The following is an 18,487-nucleotide window of genomic DNA, read 5'->3' on the forward strand; positions in this document are numbered from 1 at the left end:
GGGTCTCTCGGAGGGGCCCGCCTGACCCGGGTCTCTCGGAGGGGCCCGCCTGACCCGGGTCCCTCGACCAATCGAAGGGGCCCCGCTCCCGGGGCCCCTTCTTTTCATTGAGCCCTGCGCCACTCCGACACGACCTCGTCAACGTCGAACGGCATCAGGTTGAGCGGCGGGCCGGACAGCCCCGTCCTGATCGCCTCGCGGATCTTCTTGTTGATCTCCTCGAGGATCTGCCGCACCTGGGTCTCCGACCTGGCCCCGCGCGCCTCGGCCAGCGCCTCCTCGGCCTCCTTGCGCAGTGCCAGCGTGGGCGGCAGGGGCATCGACAGCCCCTCGCTCTGGATCTTCTGCTTGATCCACCACATCTCGTCGTACGGCCGGTCCGGCAGGGGCTTTCCGGCCCCCGGCAGGTCGTCGAACGCGCCGCGCTCCTCCGCCTCGCGAATCTGCCGGTCGACCCAGCTCTCGAACGGCATCCCCTGCGGTTTCCGCTCGGTCAATTGACCTCCTCAGGCCAGATTGTGACTCGGGGTCAGCGGGCCACGCCAGCCGAGCATGGCCTCGGTCATGCGTACGGACGCGACCGTGGCGGCCACGTCGTGCACCCGGAGGATGCGGGCGCCCTTGAGGATGGAGAAGACGTTGGCGGCGATCGTCCCCTCCTTCCGCTCGCTCTGGGGCCGGTCGAGCGTCTCGCCGATGAAGTCCTTGTTGGACAGGGCCACCAGCGTCGGGTAGCCGATCGCGGTGATCTCCTCGAGCCGGCGCGTGAGCTCGATCGAGTGAAAGGTGTTCTTGTTCAGGTCGTGGCCGGGATCGATGATGATCTTGTCTTCCGCGATGCCGGTCTTGAGCGCGTACGCGACCCGCTCGCGCAGGTACTCGGCCACCTCGGAGACGACGTCGGCGTAGCTCGGCCGCAGGACGCGCCGGCCCGGGCCGCCGAGGCTGTGCGTGACGATCACGCTGACCCCCGACTCGGCGGCGAACTCCGCCATGCCGGGCTCGCGCAGGCCGTTGGTGTCGTTGATCACGTCGGCGCCCGCCTCGACGGCCGCCCGCGCCACCTCGGGCCTGTGGGTGTCGACGGAGATGACGGCGTCGGTGACCTGCCTGACCTCGGCGATCAGCGGCGCGACCCGGTCGATCTCCTCGTCCGTGCCGATCTGCGCCTGGGCCGCGCTGAAGGCGAACCCGCCGATGTCCACCCAGTCGGCCCCGTCGTCCACGGCCCTGCGCGCGGCCGCGACGGCGCTGTCGAGCTCGAACGTGCGGCCCTGGTCGTGGAAGGAGTTGGGGGTCCTGTTGACGATGGCCATGATGGCGACCTGGCGCGCGAAATCGAACTCCCGCCGCCCGATGCGCCGGACGGGCGAGATCATCCCGGTTGAACGCGTTTCGCCGCTCACGTTGTGAGCCTACCTGCCCTCCGCCCAGGCCAGCCGCCTGGGAGCGCGCCGGCGGCGCCCCGCACCGGAGCAGGGTGTCAGGCGGTGAAGCGGCCGAAGGGATGGTGGCCGGCGGTCACCCGGATCCGCTTCATGGGCCGATGGGTGGCGCGGTGGGGCGTTCGTGGCAACCGCATGGTGAGCAGGACCGTGGTGCCGCCGGGACCGGTGTCGAAGTCGGCCATGTCGCACAGCCGCCGGATGAGGTAGATCCCCCTGCCCTCCTGGGCGAGGTCGACCGGCTTGAGATCGGCGTCCACGTATCCGCCGGGGATGCCGGAGCCCCGGTCGGTCGTCTCGGAGCGGATCACGCCGTTCACCGTCCACAGCTTGAAGTACCCGTGCCCACCGGCGTGCTCCACGACGTTGACCACGCTCTCATGCACGGCCAGGACAAAGTCGTGGAGCCGGGGACCGCTCAGCCCGCAACTCCGGGCCAACTCGGCCACGGCGCGACGCAGTCTCGTGACGTCGTGGAGGGTGAAGGGCTGGGCCATCAGGGTGCGCATGCACTCCTCCGTGTCGTCCGACACACAGGCCGCGCTTCAGGACCTCGCGTTTTGTCTCCCGTTCCCCGAAGCCGGAGTCTTACACCACAGGCTTCACATTCCGCCCACGCCGGTGGCGAGCTCCTTGACTCGTCCGACCGGCCCGCTGTCGGGAGCCAGCGGCGCGGTGTCCATGCCGGCGCCGTCGTGCAGCCCCTCGAGCAGCTCCCGCATGGCCTCCCACGAGGAGTGCCGCGGCGTCCAGCCCAGCACCTCCCTGGCGCGGTCGGTCTTCATGACCGGGACCCGCAGGACCAGGTCGAGCAGCCCGGGCGCGGCCGGGATGAGTCTCAGGCGCCAGCCCATCGCCATGGCCGCCCTGGCCACGGTCGGCGAGACCGACACCGTACGGGCGTCGAGCAGCTTGGCCAGGTCGGGCGGGTCGAGCACGGGCTCGGCGGCGATGTTGAACGCGCCCCGAACGTCCCTGGTGACGGCCAGCCGGTACGCCTCCGCCGCGTCCTCGGCGTGCACCACCTGCAGCCGCAGACCCGGAATGTCCGGCACGAACGGGACACGCCCCGCCCTGATCAGCCGCCGCGGCACGAACGGCCCGCCGAACAACCTGCGCTGCTCGGTCGCCGCCGCCCGCTGGAAGACGAACCCGGGCCGCATCCGCACCACGCGGGTGCTCGGGTGATCGTGCTCGAAGACGTCGAGCACGCGCTCGACGTACGCCTTCTCCCGCCCGTACGCGGCCCCTGGCCAGCCGTGCGTGGGCCAGCTCTCGTCCACCGGCCGATCCTTGGGCCCCGGCGAGTACGCCCCCACGGACGAGGCGTGGATCAGCGCGGGCACGCTCGCCTCGGCGACGGCCCGGAAGACGCGCATGCTGCCCAGCACGTTCGCCCGCCAGGTCATGGCCGGGTGCCTGGTCGGCTGGAACAGCCACGCGAGGTGCACGACCACGTCCGCACCGTCGAAGATCCGCGTCAGGTCCGCGGTCGCGATGTCGGCCTGCCGCCAGTCGGTGCGGTCGATCCGCCACCCGGGCAACCGGCGGGCGACCCCGACGATCGAGGTCACGCCGCCGTCCGTGGCCAGCGCGCGTACCACGCTGGTGCCGACGTTTCCGGTTGCTCCAACCACAACGACTCTCATGGAGGCTCCGCTGCCCGCCCTTTGGGCCGGAAAACCCCCGTGACCTGCCAAGTTATGGCTGTAGGAGTATCTTGACCGCTCCGTCCGACTTTTTCTGGAACATCTCGTACGCCATGGGCGCCTGCTCCAGCGGCATCCGGTGCGTGGCCAGGTCCATGACGCCGAGCGGATCGGTCTCGTCGGTCAGCAGCGGCATCAGCGCGCTGGTCCACCGCCGGACGTGGGCCTGCCCCATGCGCATCGTGATGCCCTTGTCGAACATGCGCAGCATCGGCATGGGATCCGTCATGCCGCCGTAGACGCCGATGACGGAGATGACGCCGCCGCGCCGTACCGCGTCGATGGCCTGGTTGAGCGCGGCCAGCCGGTCGATGCCCGCGTGGGTCATGAGCGGCGCGGCGACCCCGGACGGCAGCATGCCGGCGAGGGTCTGGGCGACCTTGGCGGCGGGCGAGCCGTGGGCCTCCATGCCGACCGCGTCGATGACCGAGTCCGTGCCGCGCCCGGAGGTCCGCTGGCGGATCTCCTCGGGGACGTTCACGACCTCGCTCGCGTCGATGACGTCGATGCCGTGGCGGCGGGCCATCTCCAGACGGTGCGTGACGCCGTCCACGCCGATCACCCGGTGGCCCAGGTGGCTGGCGATGCGGGTGCACATCTGGCCGATCGGGCCGAGGCCGAAGACGGTGACGCTGCCGCCGTCGGGGATGTCCGCGTAGGCGACGGCCTGCCAGGCGGTGGGCAGCACGTCGGACAGGTACAGGAACCGCTCGTCCGGCGGCCCCTCTGGCACCTTGATGGGGCCGAACTGCGCCTCGGGCACCCGCAGGTACTGGGCCTGCCCGCCGGGCACCTGGCCGTAGAGCTTGGTGTAGCCGAACAGCGCGGCGCCCGTGCCGTGCTCGCGTACCTGGGTCGTCTCACACTGGGCGAAGAGCTCCATGGAGCACATGTGACAGTGGCCGCAGGAGATGTTGAACGGGATGACCACGCGGTCACCCGGTCTGATGTTCGCGATGCTGGGACCGATCTCCTCGACGACGCCCATGGGTTCGTGCCCGAGGATGTCGCCCTCGGCCATGAACGGCCCGAGCACCTCGTACAGATGGAGGTCGGAGCCGCAGATGCCGGTGCTGGTCACCCTGATGACCGCGTCGTTCGGCTCCTTGATCGCGGGGTCGGGAACCTCCTCGACCCGGACGTCGCGCTTACCGTGCCAGGTGACTGCCTTCATGGTGTCTCCTTACGGAAGGGGCCCCACAAATGCCGCATACCCCCATATAGAGCATCAAACTGTCCACCCCTCTTGACACGCCCTGCCGTTGGGATTGCTGAGGCAAAAGAAGTCGCCCGCTACAAAAGAGCCTTTACACGCTGCGTATTGGATGGATAACTATTGGTAGCGAACTTCTGACCGAAGGAGCCGCGCGCATGCCGGTGAGCTTCACTCAACCCAACGTCGGGTCGCGCGTCGACCGGTGCCTGGCCGGCTTCCTCGAGGCCTGGCGTGCCCCCGTCGACGACCCGGACGTCGGGGCGGCGTACCGATTGCTCGCCGACTTCATCCTCATCGGCGGCAAGCGCGTCAGGCCGCAGCTGTGTTACTGGGGCTGGCGCGGCGCGGGCGGCGGCGACAGCGAGGAGATCATCACCGCCGCCGCGGCCCTGGAGCTGTGCCACGCCGGCCTGCTCATCCATGACGACATCATGGACGGCAGCGATCTGCGGCGCGGCCGGGCCACCGTGCACAGGAGCCTGGCGGGGCTGCATCCCGGACCGGCCGCGGAGGCGTTCGGGCGGGCGGGCGGCATCCTGCTCGGCACGCTCAGCCTGGCCTGGTCCGACACGATGTTGTCGTCGTGCGGGGTCGAGCCGCACCGGCTGCGCGCCGCGCACCACGTGTTCGACGCCATGCGCACCGAGGTCATCAGCGGGCAATACCTCGACATCCTCGCCCAGCTCCGTTCGGGCGCGAGCGTGGCCGAGGCGCTCACGGTGATCCGGTTCAAGACCGCCAAATACACCGTCGAGCGGCCGCTGCAGATCGGCGGCGCGCTGGCGGGCGCCTCGATGGAGCTCCTGGAGTCCTACTCGCGCTTCGGCCTGCCGCTGGGCGAGGCGTTCCAGCTCCGCGACGACGTGCTCGGCACGTTCGGCTCGGAGCCGGAGACCGGCAAGTCGGCGCTCGACGACCTGCGCGAGGGCAAGCACACGGTGCTCTTCGCGCATGCCGTACGCAACGCCTCGCCCGCCCAGCTCGGCCATCTCAAGAGCTGGCACGGCAACCCGGAGCTGACCGAGGAGCGCGCCGCGGAGCTGCGGCAGATCCTGTGCGACACGGGCGCACTGGCCCAGGTTGAGGAAATGATCGAAGAACGCGTGCACGAGGCCGTGACGGCACTGGCCGCGGCGCGGATCGAGCCGGCGGCCGCGAGAGCGCTGGCCCTGCTGGCAGACCAGCTCGCGCACCGCACCTACTAGGAGGTTCCCCAATGGGACGGGTACTTCTCGCGGCCCCGCGCGGCTTCTGCGCGGGCGTCGAACGCGCGATCACCACCGTCGAGGAGGCGCTGAGGCGCTTCGGCGCACCCGTTTACGTGCGCAAGCAGATCGTCCACAACACCCACGTGGTCGGCGACCTCACCCGGCGCGGCGCGGTCTTCGTCGAGGAGCTCGACGAGGTGCCCGACGGCTCGCTGGTCGTCTTCTCCGCGCACGGCGTCTCGCCGGCGGTCAAGCAGGCGGCGGAGCGGCGCGGCCTGCGGACGATCGACGCGACCTGCCCGCTGGTCACGAAGGTCCACAAGGAGGCCGTACGCATGGCCGAGGCGGGCTACGAGATCGTGCTCATCGGCCATGCCGAGCACGAGGAGGTCGAGGGCACGTACGGCGAGGCCCCCGATCACATCCACGTCGTGGACCCGGCCCGCCCCGGCGAGGTGACGGCGCAGGGCCCGGTGAGCTGGCTGTCGCAGACCACGCTGGCCGTGGACGAGACCATGCAAGCCGTCACCGAGCTGCGCAAACGCTTCCCCGACATGGTCGACCCGCCCAGCGACGACATCTGCTACGCCAGCCAGAACCGCCAGGAGGCGATCACCCGGATCGCCTCGCAGTGCGAGCTGGTCGTCGTCGTCGGCTCGGCCAACTCCTCCAACTCGCGGCGGCTGGTCGAGGTGGCACTGGGGGCGGGCGCGGACGCGGCGTACCTGGTCGACGGGGCCGCCGACGCCGACGAGCGGTGGCTCGACGGCGTGCGGACCGTCGGGGTCACCTCCGGCGCCTCGGTCCCCGAGCACCTGGTCGAGGAGTTACTCGACTGGCTCGCCGCCCGCGGATACGCCGACGTGGAGCGGATGACGCTGACCGAGGAGACCCTCACGTTCTCGCTTCCGCCCGAACTCCGACCCACCCGCAAGCCCGGTTAAGTCCCATACCGAGATTGGTGGTGCAGCACGATGACCGAAACGACCAACTCAACAGCCCCTGAGACCGTCAACGGCAACAGCCAGCTCAGCCTCAGCACCGAGGCCGCCAGGCAGCTCGCGACCACGACCAAGACGCCGCCGCAGATGCAGGAGATCACCTCGCGCTGGCTGCTGCGGCTGCTGCCATGGGTTCAGTGCTCGGGCGGCGTGTTCAGGGTCAACCGGCGGCTGACCTACGAGCTGGGCGACGGCCGCATCACGTTCAGCAACACCGGCTCCGACGTGCGGGTCATCCCAGCCGAGCTCACCGAGATACCCATGCTGCGCGGCTTCGACGACGCCGAGGCGCTGCAGGCCCTGGCCGGCGGCTTCACGCAGCGCGAGATCGAGGCCGGCGAGGAGATCGTCTCCGAGGGCCGCCCCATTGACCGGCTCGTGCTCATCGCCCACGGCCGGGTGAGCAAGGTGACCCGCGGCGCGTACGGCGACGAGCAGAACCTCGGCATCCTGGCCGACGGCGACTACCTCGGCGAGCAGACGCTGACCGATGGCGGGCGGTTCGCGTTCACCGCGCGGGCCAAGACGGCCACCACCGTGCTCACCCTGTCCAGGCAGGACTTCGAGCAGCTGGCCGACCAGTCGCCCGCGCTCCGCGAGCATCTGGACCGCTGGCAGGCGAGCGAGGAGCACGCCCACAACGACTACGGCGAGGCCGCGATCGAAATGGCCTCGGGCCACACCGGCGAGCCGGTGCTGCCCGGCACGTTCGTGGACTACGAGCTGAGCCCGCGCGAGTACGAGCTGAGCGTGGCCCAGACGGTCCTGCGTGTGCACAGCCGGGTCTCCGACCTGTACAACCAGCCGATGAGCCAGCTCGACCAGCAGCTCCGCCTCACGATCGAGGCCCTGCGCGAGCGGCAGGAGCACGAGCTGATCAACAACAGGCAGTTCGGCCTGCTCCACAACGCCGACCTCAGCCAGCGCATCCGCACCCGCACGGGCCGTCCCACGCCCGACGACCTCGACGACCTGCTGGCCACCGTGTGGAAGGAGCCGGCTTTCTTCCTGGCGCATCCGCAGGCCATCGCCGCCTTCGGCAGGGAGTGCAGCAAGCGCGGCGTCTACCCGCAGTCCATCGACGCCTTCGGGCACAAGGTGCCGGCCTGGCGGGGCATTCCGATCTTCCCGTGCAACAAGATCCCGATCTCGGCCACGTACACGACGTCCTTCCTGCTCATGCGCACCGGGCAGGAGAACCAGGGCGTCGTCGGCCTGCACCAGACCGGCATCCCCGACGAATACCAGCCCAGCCTGTCGGTCCGGTTCATGAACATCAACGAGAAGGCCGTCATCTCCTACCTGGTCAGCGCCTACTACTCGGCGGCCGTCCTGGTGCCGGACGCGCTCGGCGTGCTGGAGGACGTCGAGGTCGGCAGGAACGGCTGACCGAGGGACCGGACGCCGGAGGCCGGCACCGCGGGCACGGTGCCGGCCGCGCACTGTCAAGGAGCGACCATGAGCGAGCCGTTCGAACTGCCGGACTTCTACATGCCGTACCCGGCGCGGCTGAACCCGCATCTCGAAGAGGCTCGCGCGCACTCCAAACGGTGGGCGCGCGACATGGGCATGCTCGACGACCCCGGCGTCTGGGAGGAGGCCGACCTGGACGCCCACGACTACCCGCTGTTGTGCGCCTACACCCATCCCGACTGCGACGGCGCCGAGCTGTGTCTGATCACCGACTGGTACGTGTGGGTCTTCTTCTTCGACGACCACTTCCTCGAGGTGTTCAAGCGCTCCGGCAACCTGCGGGGCGGCAAGGCGTACCTCGACCGGATCGCCCGCTTCATGCCGATGGGCGATGACCCGAGCATGCCCGAGCCCACCAACCCGGTCGAGGCCGGCCTGGCCGACCTGTGGGTGCGTACGGTGCCGAGCAGGTCGGCGGACTGGCGGGCGCGGTTCGCCGAGAGCACCCGCAACCTGCTGAACGAGTCGCTGTGGGAGCTGGCCAACATGAACCGGGGGCGGGTGGCCAACCCGGTCGAGTACATCGAGATGCGCCGCAAGGTCGGCGGGGCGCCCTGGTCGGCCGGGCTCGTCGAGCACGCGGTGGGGGCCGAGGTGCCCGCGCGGATCGCTGGGACCCGTCCCCTGCGGGTGCTCAAGGATGCCTTCTCGGACGCGGTGCACCTGCGCAACGACCTGTTCTCGTACGAGCGGGAGGTCGGGGACGAGGGCGAGCTGAGCAACGGCGTGCTGGTGCTTGAGACGTTCCTCGGCTGCGGCACGCAGGAGGCCGCCGACGCCGTCAACGACCTGCTGACCTCGCGGCTGCAGCAGTTCGAGCACACGGCGCTCACCGAGCTGGGACCGCTGTTCGTGGAGTACGCGATCGACCCGATCAGCGCGGCCGGCGTGCTGGCCTACGTCAAAGGGCTGCAGGACTGGCAGGCGGGCGGGCACGAGTGGCATCTGCGTTCCAGCCGGTACATGAACAAGCGGGCCGCCGCCGCCAAGCCGCTGGGCATGTCGTCGATCGTCAACCTGCTGGGGGCCAAGCGGCTGCGTAACTTCGCGCACGTGCCGCACCAGCGGGTGGGGCCGTCGCGGATCCCCGACCTGTACATGCCGTTCCAGGTCAGGCTGTCGCCCCATCTCGACGCGGCCCGGCGGCACACCGTGGCGTGGTGCAAGGAGATGGGGATGCTCGGCTCGGGAGTGTGGGACGAGCGGCGGCTGATCGACGTCGACATGCCGCTGCTCGCCGCGGCCCTGTATCCCGACGCCGGCCCTGAGGAACTGAACCTGGCGTCGTACTGGGTGACCTGGGGGACGCACGCGGACGACTACGTCCCCGCCGTCTTCGGCCGCTCGCGCAACCTCGTGGCGGCCAAGATCGCGGTGGAGCGGCTCTCGGCGTTCATGCCGCTGGACGGCTCGCCCGCGCCACCACCCACGAACGTGCTGGAGCGGGGCCTGGCCGACGTCTGGGCGCGCACGGCGGGGCCGATGCCGCTCGAGGAGCGCCGCGAGCTGCGCCGTGCGGTGGAGAGCATGTGCACGAGCTGGCTGTGGGAGCTGGCCAACCAGTTCGCCAACCACATCCCCGACCCCGTGGACTACGTGGAGATGCGCCGCCAGACCTTCGGCTTCGAGCTGACGATGAGCCTGGCCCGGCTGCTGCGCGGGAAGGGGATCAGCCGGGAGGTGTACGAGAGCGGCCCGATGCGGTCGCTGGAGAACACCCTCGCCGACTGCGGGGGGCTGATCAACGACATCTTCTCCTATCAGAAGGAGATCGAGTTCGAGGGCGAGCTGCACAACGGCGTGCTGGTGGTCCAGAACTTCTTCGACTGCGACTACCCGACGGCGCTCGGCATCGTCAACGACCTGCTGACCTCGCGGATGCGGCAGTTCCAGCACATCGTCGAGCACGAGCTGCCGCTCGTGTGCGACGACCTCGGCCTCGACGCGGAGGCCCGGCGCGACCTCGACGCGTACGTGGACGAGCTGCGTGGCTGGGTGAGCGGGACACTCCACTGGCACCGGCACTGCTTCCGCTACGACGAGGAGTCGCTGCGCCGCCACAACCGGCCGCCGCAGTTCCGGCTGGGCGGGCCGACGGGCCTGGGCACCTCGGCGGCCCTGCTCTCTAAACGGGCAGGTGATGGGCGCGGGGCTCGTAGTACCAGCCCATCATGCGCAGCAGCCGGCGCTGGTACGGCGTGACGTTGTGCAGGCGGATCCACCGCTGTGACGGCGGCAGCGTGGGCATGACGAGCACGCGCAGGCCCGAGACGTCGATGAAGTTCAGCTCGCCGGTGTCGACGACGATGTACGCGCCCTGGCGGCAGCTCGCCAGGGCACCGGCGACCGCAGGACTGTTGGAGGCGTCGATCTCCCCGATGAGCGCGACGGACGGTGGCCCGGGAATCGCACGCATCGTGACCGTCAGCTGCCGGTCCTGGTAGAGCAGCCGTTCTTCGGCGCCACTCACGCTCCTCGCACCCCCCAACACACACGCTCTGGGGGTCGTGGTCCTGCTCTGACGATTAACCAGAACCTAGGTTACACGAAGTATGTTTGGCTATGTTATTTTCGCCGGAAAATGACCGAATTACGGGGAAATTATGACGGGCCCGGCGAGGGCGTGCGCTGGGGCCGGATGGGAGCGGGATCCGCCCCCTGGTCGGGCTCGCCCGCCGGCTGCAGGGTGGCGGCAACGGCTCCCCGCACGCCTGGCACGAAGGCGCTCCGGCAGCCGCGCCCCTGCTCCTCGACGTGCGCATGCCCCGGCCGACCCCCGTGGCGTCCACCTTGTCGGAGCGCCCACAAGCACGATTGATTCCGGATATATCCAGATGTTGGCGCGTTACGTTTGTCGGCATAGAGGCGCAGGAAAGCTACCGACAGAACGGTATGGCGCGCATGAGTTTTCCGGGCGCGCTGAATATTCCATGAATGGGCCACGTCGGCTGCCGCCGATATCGATGGCCCTGGCGCAGGTGATTCTGCTGCGCACTGTGCATTCCGCAACCCGCGCCGGCCGTGCAATCGGCGGGCGGAACCGTCGCGGTGCGCGCGGCGATGGAGACGCCGGGCATCGCTTACCCGTGGGGCGGGGGCGGGGTGACGACGCAGGGGCAGTGAGGGTCGGGGATCCGGATGTCCAAGGAGGAGGTGGAGCCGGGGGGATCTGGTCTGCTACGACAACGATTCGGCGCAGCCGGGGCCTGAGCACGTCGGCCTCGTCGTGCGGCCGTGAACGGCCACGGCCCCGCGGCCCAGGTGATCCTGCAGTGATCGACCCGGGCCACAGGGCGCGGATAGCTCAGTGCGCACCAAACCCGTGCCGTGGCTTCGCGAATGTCCACGGCCCGTTCTTCTGGTTCACCTCAACTACCAGGAAGGCGACCTTGGCCGGGCGGCCCCTCACACGAGAGCCGCGATCGGCTTCCTGCCTACGTCACGTGAGGAGCCGTCAGTCGTTGTCGACCGGGCTGACCTGGCTCATGACAGGGACGGCCAGGACCGGGGCGTCGAGGTCGGCGACGTCGGACACCGGCACGCTCACCGGGACGTTCACCGGGACGCTCACCGGGACGAGGTGGATGTCCTTGGCCGAGTCGTTCGCGATGTTGTTCAGCGCGGTCAGGTTCTCGGCGGCGGTCAGCTGGCTCAGGAGGCTCGTCCCGCTGATCTGCGGGTTGGGCCCGACGTCGGCGGAGGCCGCGGTGGCGGAGAAGCCAAGAGCGGCGGCGGCGATTGCTGCACCGGCCAGAATGCGACGGATCATGTGTGCTTTCCTCCATGGATCGGCGCGGAAATTTCCGGCGCCCTAGTCGTTTCTGCAGGGCTGTGAGGTGCCGCAAATAACAATCGCGGGAGGCGGCAAGAATCGCAACTCAAAAAGCCCTCCGGGAGGTCAAAGAGGTGCCTCGATTTCTTGGCACTCGGTTTTCCCGCTCGTCAACCAGGCGCGGCGCAGGCATCACGGAAACAGTCCGGTGAACGAGCTTTATTTTTACCGGCCGCACGCGCGATGGGGCAGCCGTTCACCATTGTTTAGCAAATGATCAACCGAAGTGAGCTCGATGCGGTCGCGTATCCGCAAGACGGTCATGGTTATCCACTGGTCCTCGCGGGCGGCATACCGCTCAGCCTCACCGCATTGATCACCGGCATCACACTGGGCCTGACCAGCCATTGGGGGCTATTTCGCTATTACATCGCCGCGCTCGGCACCCAGATCGCCATGCTGATGACCGCGACCACGCTGTCGGTCTACTCCCGCACCGCCACCTCGCCGTGGCCGTCCCGCGCCCAGAGGCGCTGAGGGCGGCCATCGGGTTACGGCTGGGCGTCCAGGCGGTCCAAGGCGGCGGAGAGGCGGTGCAGGGCCTCCAGGCAGTCGCGGGCGCCGTCCGCCCCCAGCTCCGCCACCAGGCGGTCGGCGAAGGCCTGGTGGCCGGGGACGATCTTCGCGATGGAGGCGCGGCCGGCGGCCGTGGGCTGCAGCAGCTTGGCGCGCCGGTGCGCCGGGTTGGGGCGATACTCGGCCAGCCCCCGCTCCACCAGCAGGTCCGCGATCCGCTGCACCCCCTGCCTGCTCATCCCCATGACCCGGGCGATCCCCGCAACCGGCAGCGGCTCGGACAGGACGGCGCCGAGCACCTGCCACCACGCCGCCGTCATCCCCGCCGGGCGGGCCAGCCCCTCCGCCACCTGGAGGAACTGCCCGTTGAGCCGGAACGAAGCCAGCGCGAGGCCCGAGAGCAGCTCCGGCGTGTCCGTCATGCCGCCATCAACACCTCGAAGGCCGACGCGTCACTCCTCGCGTACAACCGGAACCACGCGTCCAGCACCTCCGGCCGGTAGATGTCGAGCCGCCGGAAGATCTCCCGCGCGAACGCCACGGGCTCCGTCGGACCCGCCGTGATGAGGTCACCCCCGAGCACGGCGTCCTGGTCGAGGTAGTGCTCGGCGCCCGCGTAGCCCTCCTGCGCCGCCAGATACTGCACCACCGCGCTCGTGTGGTCGCGCTCGTCCAGCAGCCCCTCCCTGGCCAGCCCGGCGGTGGCGCCGCAGATGGCCGCCACCGGCACCCCCGCGTCGAGGAACTCCCGGGCCTTCGCGGCGAACGGCGCGAGTGTGGCGCCCATGTCCCACAGATCGGCCCCGGGGAGGATGAGCAGCGCGCTGGCGGCAGGCGAGAGCTGGTCGAGCGCCAGATCCGGGGTGACGCGGAGGCCGCCCATGCTCACGACGGGGTCGGTGGTCAGGCCCACCGTGACGATCTCGTAGCCGCCCGGCTCGCGCTGGTGGCGTCCGTTGCGCAGGTGGGCGGTCGCGTGACCGGTCTCCCAGTCGGCGAACGTGTCATAGACGGCGTGGTGCACGATTTCCTTCATGACAACATACTGTCATTTCGACAACATGCTGTCAACTGATAACCGTGGGAGGATACCCCCTATGGCAGAGATCGTCGGCGGGGGACGTCCGGTCAACGACGCCGAGCGGAGGGTGATCGCCTATCTGCGCGACCACGCCCCCTCCGACTGGCTGCTGCTGCACAACGTCGAGGTCCAGCGCGGCCACGACGTCTTCGAGGTGGACCTGATCGTGCTGACCGGCCACTCGCTCGTGGTCGTCGACGTCAAGGGCACCAGGGGCCGCATCGAGGTGTCGGGCACGCGCTGGTTCCCGCCGCGCAGGGAGGCGTTCGGCTCTCCTGTGGCCAAGCTGCGCGGCACCGCCAAGGCTCTGAAGGGCCTGCTGGTGTCCAAGGCCACCCAGCTGGAGCGGGTCTACGTCGACTGCCTGGTCGTGCTCACCTCGCCCGACGCCGAGCTGGTCGACCCGGCGCAACGCGACGCGGTCAACGTCACCGACCTGCCGGGCCTGCTCACCACGCTGAGCGACGTCTCCAGGGTCAGGCGCGGGTGCAGCCCCGACGCGAAGCCGTACCGCACCGCGATCCTCGACGCGCTCAACCAGACGGTACGCCGCAGCACCGCGCCGCCCAGGTTCGGCAACTGGGAGGTCGAGGAGCAGCTCGGCGGCGACACCAAGGTCACCGAATACCGCGCGTTCAACGCGACGCTGCCGGGCAGCGAGACCGTGCTGCTACGGGTCTACCAGGCCGACCCGCTGGCCGACAGCGAGGCGCGGGCGGCCGAGCGGCAGCGCATCGCCAACGCGTACCAGACGCTGGCCAGGATCCCACCGCACCCGTGCGTGGTGCGCTCGCGCGACTTCTTCGCCATCGACGACGAGAGCCGGTTCGTGCTGGTGCTGGACGACGTGCACGGCGAGGCGCTGCACCTCTCGCTGGGCAAGGGCGCCCACCTGGGCGTGATCCAGGACCTGCTGCGCGGGCTGGCGCACGCACACGCCAACGGCGTCGTCCACCGCGCGCTGACCCCGGCCTCCGTGCTGGTCACGGACGACGGGCACGCGGTGCTGACCGGGTTCGACTACGCCAAGCCGGGGCCGCGTAACTACACCGTCGCCCACGAGCTGGGCAACGTGCTCGACGCCCACTACGCGGCGCCCGAGTGCCAGGAGCGGCCCGACCGGATGACGACCGCCTCCGACGTCTACGCGGCCGGCGCCATCGCCTACCACCTGCTCACGGGCGAGCTCCCCACCAGCGGCGACGCCCACGGGCCCGATGTGCCCGAGGTCGTACGCAGGATGCTGGACCACCTCCCGGCCAAGCGCCCGACCGCCGCCGAGGCCCTTGACGCCCTTGAGGGTGCGCCGGTCCAGGAGTCCCGCCTCAAGCGGCTGGTACGTCGGCTGGTGTCCCGATCATGACAGTACGCCGGTGCGCGTAGCGCGCCGACGTGCCAAGGGGCCGGGTGGCACACCTGTCACCCGGCCCCTCTTTACACGTGCGTGAACGTGTCCAATACGTCTATCACGTAGAGCGACGACTCGTCACCGGAACAGGAAACCGCGACCCTGCTGCCCACCCGCCGGCCCACGAGCGCCTCCAGCCAGCCATCCGGCACGGACCCCTCCTTCAGTACGAACGCGCTGGGCCCACCCCTCCGGTAGGACGAGTCCACGACGGTCCGCGACGGCCAGGACGCCTCCACGTACTGGATCACCACTTTCGCCCCGGCCACGATCTCGTCCCCCGAGCCGTCGATGAGGACACGAGGCGGCGCGCCCGGTACGAGGTCGGCCGGGATCACCGGCAGGGTGCGGCCGACAAGCCTGGCGTCGGGCGGATAACCGCCCAGGATGTCGAAGACCAGCACCAGCGTGTCCGCGGGTGCGAGGCCGGTCAGCGGCACGTCGGGCCCGAGCGCTTCGGACGCCGGGCTGACCAGCATGACCCGGCTGCCCGCCGGCCGGCCGATGAGCGACTGCCGCCAGGTCTCCGACACCTGCCTGCCGTCGAAGACGACGGCGGTGGGCTGGTTGCCGTCATAGGTGCTCATGTACGGCCGATTGCCCGACCAGCGCCGGATGTCCACGTCAGCGAGCACAACGTCGCCCAGGAGCGTACGCCGGCCGCTGCCCATCGACAGCACAGTGATCCGCGGTGTGCGGCTCGGCTTGCCCTTGGGTATGGCGACGACCGGCTTGGTGCCGAACGCACCCGTGACCACGGGCTGCGTGCCGTCCCCAGCCAGGCCACACGAGGTGGCGAGGATGAGCACGGCCGGCCAGAACAGACGCACGATTTTCCTCCAGGGCCAGGTCCGTAGGGGTTACTTGCCGCGATGGCCAAAAGGAAAGCTGCGGGTCTCGCCATCTCACGACAAAGGCGCGGGAGACTGGAGCACGTGAGGGAGCGCAGCGAGCGAACCAATGGACACAGCAGCATGCTCACAGGGCCGACGCAGGAGGCCCTGTGAGCAAGCCGAATTTGTCGCGCAGGGTCGCGGAGGCGGCCGAGATCGCGCTGACCACGCGGAAGTACGTGACGTTCATCGACGTGGTGACGGGGCTGCGCTGGCTGCACTCCAGACACGTGGCCACCTGGCAGCAGGGCCGGGTCGCCACGCTGTCCGAGCTGGCGGCCGTCGACGAGGACCGCCTGCTCACCACGGCCACGCTGCTGAAGGAGTGGGCGCTGGCCAAGGGGCTCAAGCCGGTGGACGCGCCGTACGTGGCCGGCACGCGCGACCGCCGCGAGCTGCGCTTCACCGCCAGGCACGGGCAGGAGCCGTTCCGCGTGCACTGGCTCTCGCCCGACCTCAGCGAGGCCAGGGTCCGCAAGCTGACCGAGCCCAAGGTGCCCGACCTGGTGGCGGTGGCCCCGCTCGACGCCTGGACATGCGCCTCGTGCGGCGACACGGGCCCTTACCTGATCATGGAGGACGACCGGCCGCACTGCCTGACCTGCGCGGACATGGACCACCTGGTGTTCCTGCCGTCGGGGAACGCGGCGCTGAGCCGCCGGGCCAAGCAGGAGAGCGGCCTGTCGGCGGTGGTCGTGCGGTACAACCGGCGGCGCAAGGTCTACCAGCGTGTCGGCCTGCTGGTCGAGGAGGCCGCGCTGGCCGCCGCCGAGGAGCGGTGCCTGGCCGACGAGGAGGTACGCCTGCGCCGCCGCGAACGCGACCGGGAGCGCAGGGCGGAGCAGGACGTCGAGTTCCAGGCCAGGATGGCGGCCGAGATCGCCAGGCTGTTCCCCGGCTGCCCCGAGCAGCGGGCGCAGGAGATCGCCGAGCACGCCGGACAGCGCGGCAGCGGCCGGGTGGGCAGGACGGCGGCCGCCAGGGCGCTCGACGAGAACGCCATCACGCTGGCCGTCATAGCCTCGATCCGGCACCTCGACACCGACTACGACCACCTGCTCATGTCCGGCGTGCCCAGGATGGAGGCCAGGGACATGGTCAGGGAACGAATCGAGCGCAAGCTGGAGGAATTTCGCCGATGAGCGACTGGCACGACGTACGGGAAGAGCTGCGCGCGTACGCGCTCGGACTGCCCGAGACCCATGAGGACCACCCGTGGGGCGAGACCGTCATCAAGGTGAACAAGAAGGTCTTCCTCTTCCTCGGCATCGAGGAGCAGACCGAGAAGTGGGACCCCAAGTTCAGCGTGAAGCTGGTGTCGGAGGCGCACGGCCACGCGCTCACCGTCGAGGGGGCGGAGCCCACCAGCCACGGGCTGGGCAAGGCGGGCTGGGTGACCGTGCCGTTCCTGTCGGAGCTCCCGGAGCCGGACGTGCTGCTCGACTGGGTGGAGGAGAGCTACCGGACCGTCGCGCCCAAGCGGGCGGTCAAGCAGCTCGACGAGAACCCGGTCAGGTGACCGCCAGGCGGGTGGTGTACCGCTCGTCCCGCCAGAGCTCCTTGTCCAGCACCTCGAGCAGGGTGGCCGCCGCGTCGTAGACGTCGGTGTAGCCGATGTAGAGCGGCGCGATGCCGAACCTGAGGATGTCCGGCGCCCGGAAGTCCCCGTGCACGCCCCGGTCGATCAGCGCCCGCATCACCGGATAGCCGTCGGGGTGGCGGAAGCTCACCTGGCTGCCGCGTGCGGCGGGGTCGGCGGGCGAGGCCAGCTCCAGCGCGTCGCCGACCAGGTCGACGAAGAGCGAGGTCAGCGCCATGCTCTTGGCCCGCACCTGGTCCATCGGCACCCGCTCCCACACGTCGAGCGCCGCCTCCAGAGCCGCGAACGACAACACGTGCGGGGTGCTCACCGCGAACCGCCTGACGCCCTCCGCCGGGCGGTAGCCGGGCTCGAACGCGAACGGCTCGGCGTGGCCGTACCAGCCGGACAGCACGTTCTCGGCGGCGGCGTGGTGCCGCGGGTTGACGTAGAGGAACGCGGGCGCGCCGGGACCCGCGTTGAGGTACTTGTACGTGCATCCGACCGCGAAGTCGGCCCCTGATACGTCCACCTCCATGGCCCCGACGCTGTGGCACACGTCCCAGACCATGAGCGCGCCGGCCTCGTGGACCCGGGCAGTGACCGACGGCACGTCGTGGCGGGCGCCGGTGCGGTAGTCCACCTCAGAAAGCAGCACCACGGCGGCGTCGTCGAACCGTCCCTCCGCGAAATCGCGCACCTCGTAGCCGCCGAGCAGCCCGGCCAGGCCCTGGACCATGTAGTGGTCGGTGGGGAAGTTCCGCACGTCGGAGACGATCACCCGGCGCTCGGGGCGCAGCCGCAGCGCCGCCGCCACCGCCTGGAAGACCGCGATGGAGGTCGTGTTGCCCACCACGACCTGGCCGGGGCCCGCGCCGATCAGCGGGGCCAGCCGGTCGCCCGTGGTCAGCGGCTGCGCGTACCAGCCGGAGTGGTTCCAGCCGCCGACGAGTTCCTTGCCCCACTCGTCCTCGACCGCCTGCCGCACCCGTTCAGCGGTACGGCGGGGCAGCGCGCCGAGCGAGTTGCCGACGAGGTAGATGACCCCCTCCGGCAGCACGAACTCGTCCCTGAAGCCCCGCAGCGGGTCGGCGGCGTCGAGGGCGAGGCACTGGTCCCGGTCCAA

At 70.0% G+C, this 18,487-nt stretch carries 19 protein-coding genes; 8 read left to right on the forward strand and 11 right to left on the reverse strand.

Features of this window, described 5'->3' with window-relative positions:
• Positions 1-104: 104 nt before the first annotated feature.
• From ABN273_RS04850 to ABN273_RS04870, 5 genes are all read right to left on the reverse strand, one after another.
• Positions 105-497 carry a DnaJ family domain-containing protein gene (locus ABN273_RS04850; RefSeq protein ID WP_349447408.1) on the reverse strand — a complete coding sequence of 131 codons (393 nt, stop codon included), beginning with the start codon at positions 495-497 and terminating at the stop codon, positions 105-107.
• A 9-nt stretch (positions 498-506) separates the two neighbouring features.
• Positions 507-1,406, reverse strand: a complete 900-nt coding sequence (folP, locus tag ABN273_RS04855; protein WP_349447409.1) for a dihydropteroate synthase — start codon at positions 1,404-1,406, stop codon at positions 507-509.
• Between the two features lie 77 nt (positions 1,407-1,483).
• Positions 1,484-1,954, reverse strand: coding sequence for an ATP-binding protein (locus ABN273_RS04860; protein WP_349447410.1), 471 nt, complete (start codon positions 1,952-1,954; stop codon positions 1,484-1,486).
• Positions 1,955-2,047: 93 nt separating this feature from the next.
• On the reverse strand, positions 2,048-3,094 hold the full coding sequence (locus tag ABN273_RS04865; protein WP_349447411.1) for an NAD-dependent epimerase/dehydratase family protein: 1,047 nt from the start codon (positions 3,092-3,094) through the stop codon (positions 2,048-2,050).
• A 52-nt stretch (positions 3,095-3,146) separates the two neighbouring features.
• Positions 3,147-4,328 carry a zinc-dependent alcohol dehydrogenase gene (locus ABN273_RS04870; protein ID WP_349447412.1) on the reverse strand — a complete coding sequence of 394 codons (1,182 nt, stop codon included), beginning with the start codon at positions 4,326-4,328 and terminating at the stop codon, positions 3,147-3,149.
• 203 nt (positions 4,329-4,531) lie between these two features.
• Between ABN273_RS04870 and ABN273_RS04875 the strand changes: the two genes are divergently transcribed.
• From ABN273_RS04875 to ABN273_RS04890, 4 genes are all read left to right on the forward strand, one after another.
• A complete protein-coding gene (locus ABN273_RS04875) occupies positions 4,532-5,575 on the forward strand; it encodes a polyprenyl synthetase family protein (protein ID WP_349447413.1) in 1,044 nt (347 codons plus the stop codon).
• An 11-nt stretch (positions 5,576-5,586) separates the two neighbouring features.
• Complete coding sequence (locus ABN273_RS04880) at positions 5,587-6,522, forward strand: 4-hydroxy-3-methylbut-2-enyl diphosphate reductase (protein WP_349447414.1); 936 nt, start codon at positions 5,587-5,589, stop codon at positions 6,520-6,522.
• 30 nt (positions 6,523-6,552) lie between these two features.
• The gene (locus tag ABN273_RS04885) at positions 6,553-7,968 is read left to right on the forward strand and encodes a family 2B encapsulin nanocompartment shell protein (RefSeq protein WP_349447415.1); all 1,416 of its coding nucleotides are present in this window, start codon (positions 6,553-6,555) and stop codon (positions 7,966-7,968) included.
• A gap of 69 nt (positions 7,969-8,037) precedes the next feature.
• Positions 8,038-10,254, forward strand: a complete 2,217-nt coding sequence (locus ABN273_RS04890) for a terpene synthase family protein (protein WP_349447416.1) — start codon at positions 8,038-8,040, stop codon at positions 10,252-10,254.
• Here ABN273_RS04890 and ABN273_RS04895 read toward each other — a convergent pair.
• Together ABN273_RS04895 and ABN273_RS04900 are read right to left on the reverse strand one after the other, a co-directional pair.
• Positions 10,178-10,522, reverse strand: a complete 345-nt coding sequence (locus tag ABN273_RS04895) for an STAS domain-containing protein (RefSeq protein WP_349447417.1) — start codon at positions 10,520-10,522, stop codon at positions 10,178-10,180. The two genes, ABN273_RS04890 and ABN273_RS04895, sit on opposite strands and share 77 nt — an antisense overlap.
• A gap of 984 nt (positions 10,523-11,506) precedes the next feature.
• The gene (locus ABN273_RS04900) at positions 11,507-11,821 is read right to left on the reverse strand and encodes a hypothetical protein (RefSeq protein WP_349447418.1); all 315 of its coding nucleotides are present in this window, start codon (positions 11,819-11,821) and stop codon (positions 11,507-11,509) included.
• Between the two features lie 276 nt (positions 11,822-12,097).
• On the opposite strand from ABN273_RS04900, the gene ABN273_RS04905 reads away from it, so the two are divergent.
• A complete protein-coding gene (locus ABN273_RS04905; RefSeq protein WP_349447419.1) occupies positions 12,098-12,361 on the forward strand; it encodes a hypothetical protein in 264 nt (87 codons plus the stop codon).
• Positions 12,362-12,375: 14 nt separating this feature from the next.
• Here ABN273_RS04905 and ABN273_RS04910 read toward each other — a convergent pair whose 3' ends face one another.
• Positions 12,376-12,822 carry a MarR family winged helix-turn-helix transcriptional regulator gene (locus tag ABN273_RS04910; RefSeq protein WP_349447420.1) on the reverse strand — a complete coding sequence of 149 codons (447 nt, stop codon included), beginning with the start codon at positions 12,820-12,822 and terminating at the stop codon, positions 12,376-12,378.
• On the reverse strand, positions 12,819-13,436 hold the full coding sequence (locus ABN273_RS04915) for a type 1 glutamine amidotransferase family protein (RefSeq protein ID WP_349447421.1): 618 nt from the start codon (positions 13,434-13,436) through the stop codon (positions 12,819-12,821). Before ABN273_RS04915 ends, ABN273_RS04910 begins: the two co-directional genes overlap by 4 nt.
• 61 nt (positions 13,437-13,497) lie before the next feature.
• Between ABN273_RS04915 and mads6 the strand changes: the two genes are divergently transcribed.
• Positions 13,498-14,844 carry a methylation-associated defense system protein kinase MAD6 gene (gene mads6, locus ABN273_RS04920; RefSeq protein ID WP_349447422.1) on the forward strand — a complete coding sequence of 449 codons (1,347 nt, stop codon included), beginning with the start codon at positions 13,498-13,500 and terminating at the stop codon, positions 14,842-14,844.
• Between the two features lie 71 nt (positions 14,845-14,915).
• Here mads6 and ABN273_RS04925 read toward each other — a convergent pair whose 3' ends face one another.
• On the reverse strand, positions 14,916-15,719 hold the full coding sequence (locus ABN273_RS04925) for an FKBP-type peptidyl-prolyl cis-trans isomerase (protein ID WP_349447423.1): 804 nt from the start codon (positions 15,717-15,719) through the stop codon (positions 14,916-14,918).
• 173 nt (positions 15,720-15,892) lie between these two features.
• Between ABN273_RS04925 and ABN273_RS04930 the strand changes: the two genes are divergently transcribed.
• A complete protein-coding gene (locus tag ABN273_RS04930) occupies positions 15,893-16,924 on the forward strand; it encodes a DUF2293 domain-containing protein (protein ID WP_349447424.1) in 1,032 nt (343 codons plus the stop codon).
• Entirely contained in the window at positions 16,921-17,301 is a 381-nt protein-coding gene (locus tag ABN273_RS04935; RefSeq protein ID WP_349447425.1) for an MmcQ/YjbR family DNA-binding protein, read from the forward strand. The genes ABN273_RS04930 and ABN273_RS04935 overlap by 4 nt, the downstream gene beginning before the upstream one ends.
• Here ABN273_RS04935 and kynU read toward each other — a convergent pair.
• A complete protein-coding gene (gene kynU, locus ABN273_RS04940; protein WP_349447426.1) occupies positions 17,294-18,487 on the reverse strand; it encodes a kynureninase in 1,194 nt (397 codons plus the stop codon). The two genes, ABN273_RS04935 and kynU, sit on opposite strands and share 8 nt — an antisense overlap.

The sequence above is a fragment of the Nonomuraea sp. B19D2 genome (genome assembly GCF_040137845.1).
Classification (GTDB): Bacteria; Actinomycetota; Actinomycetes; order Streptosporangiales; family Streptosporangiaceae; genus Nonomuraea.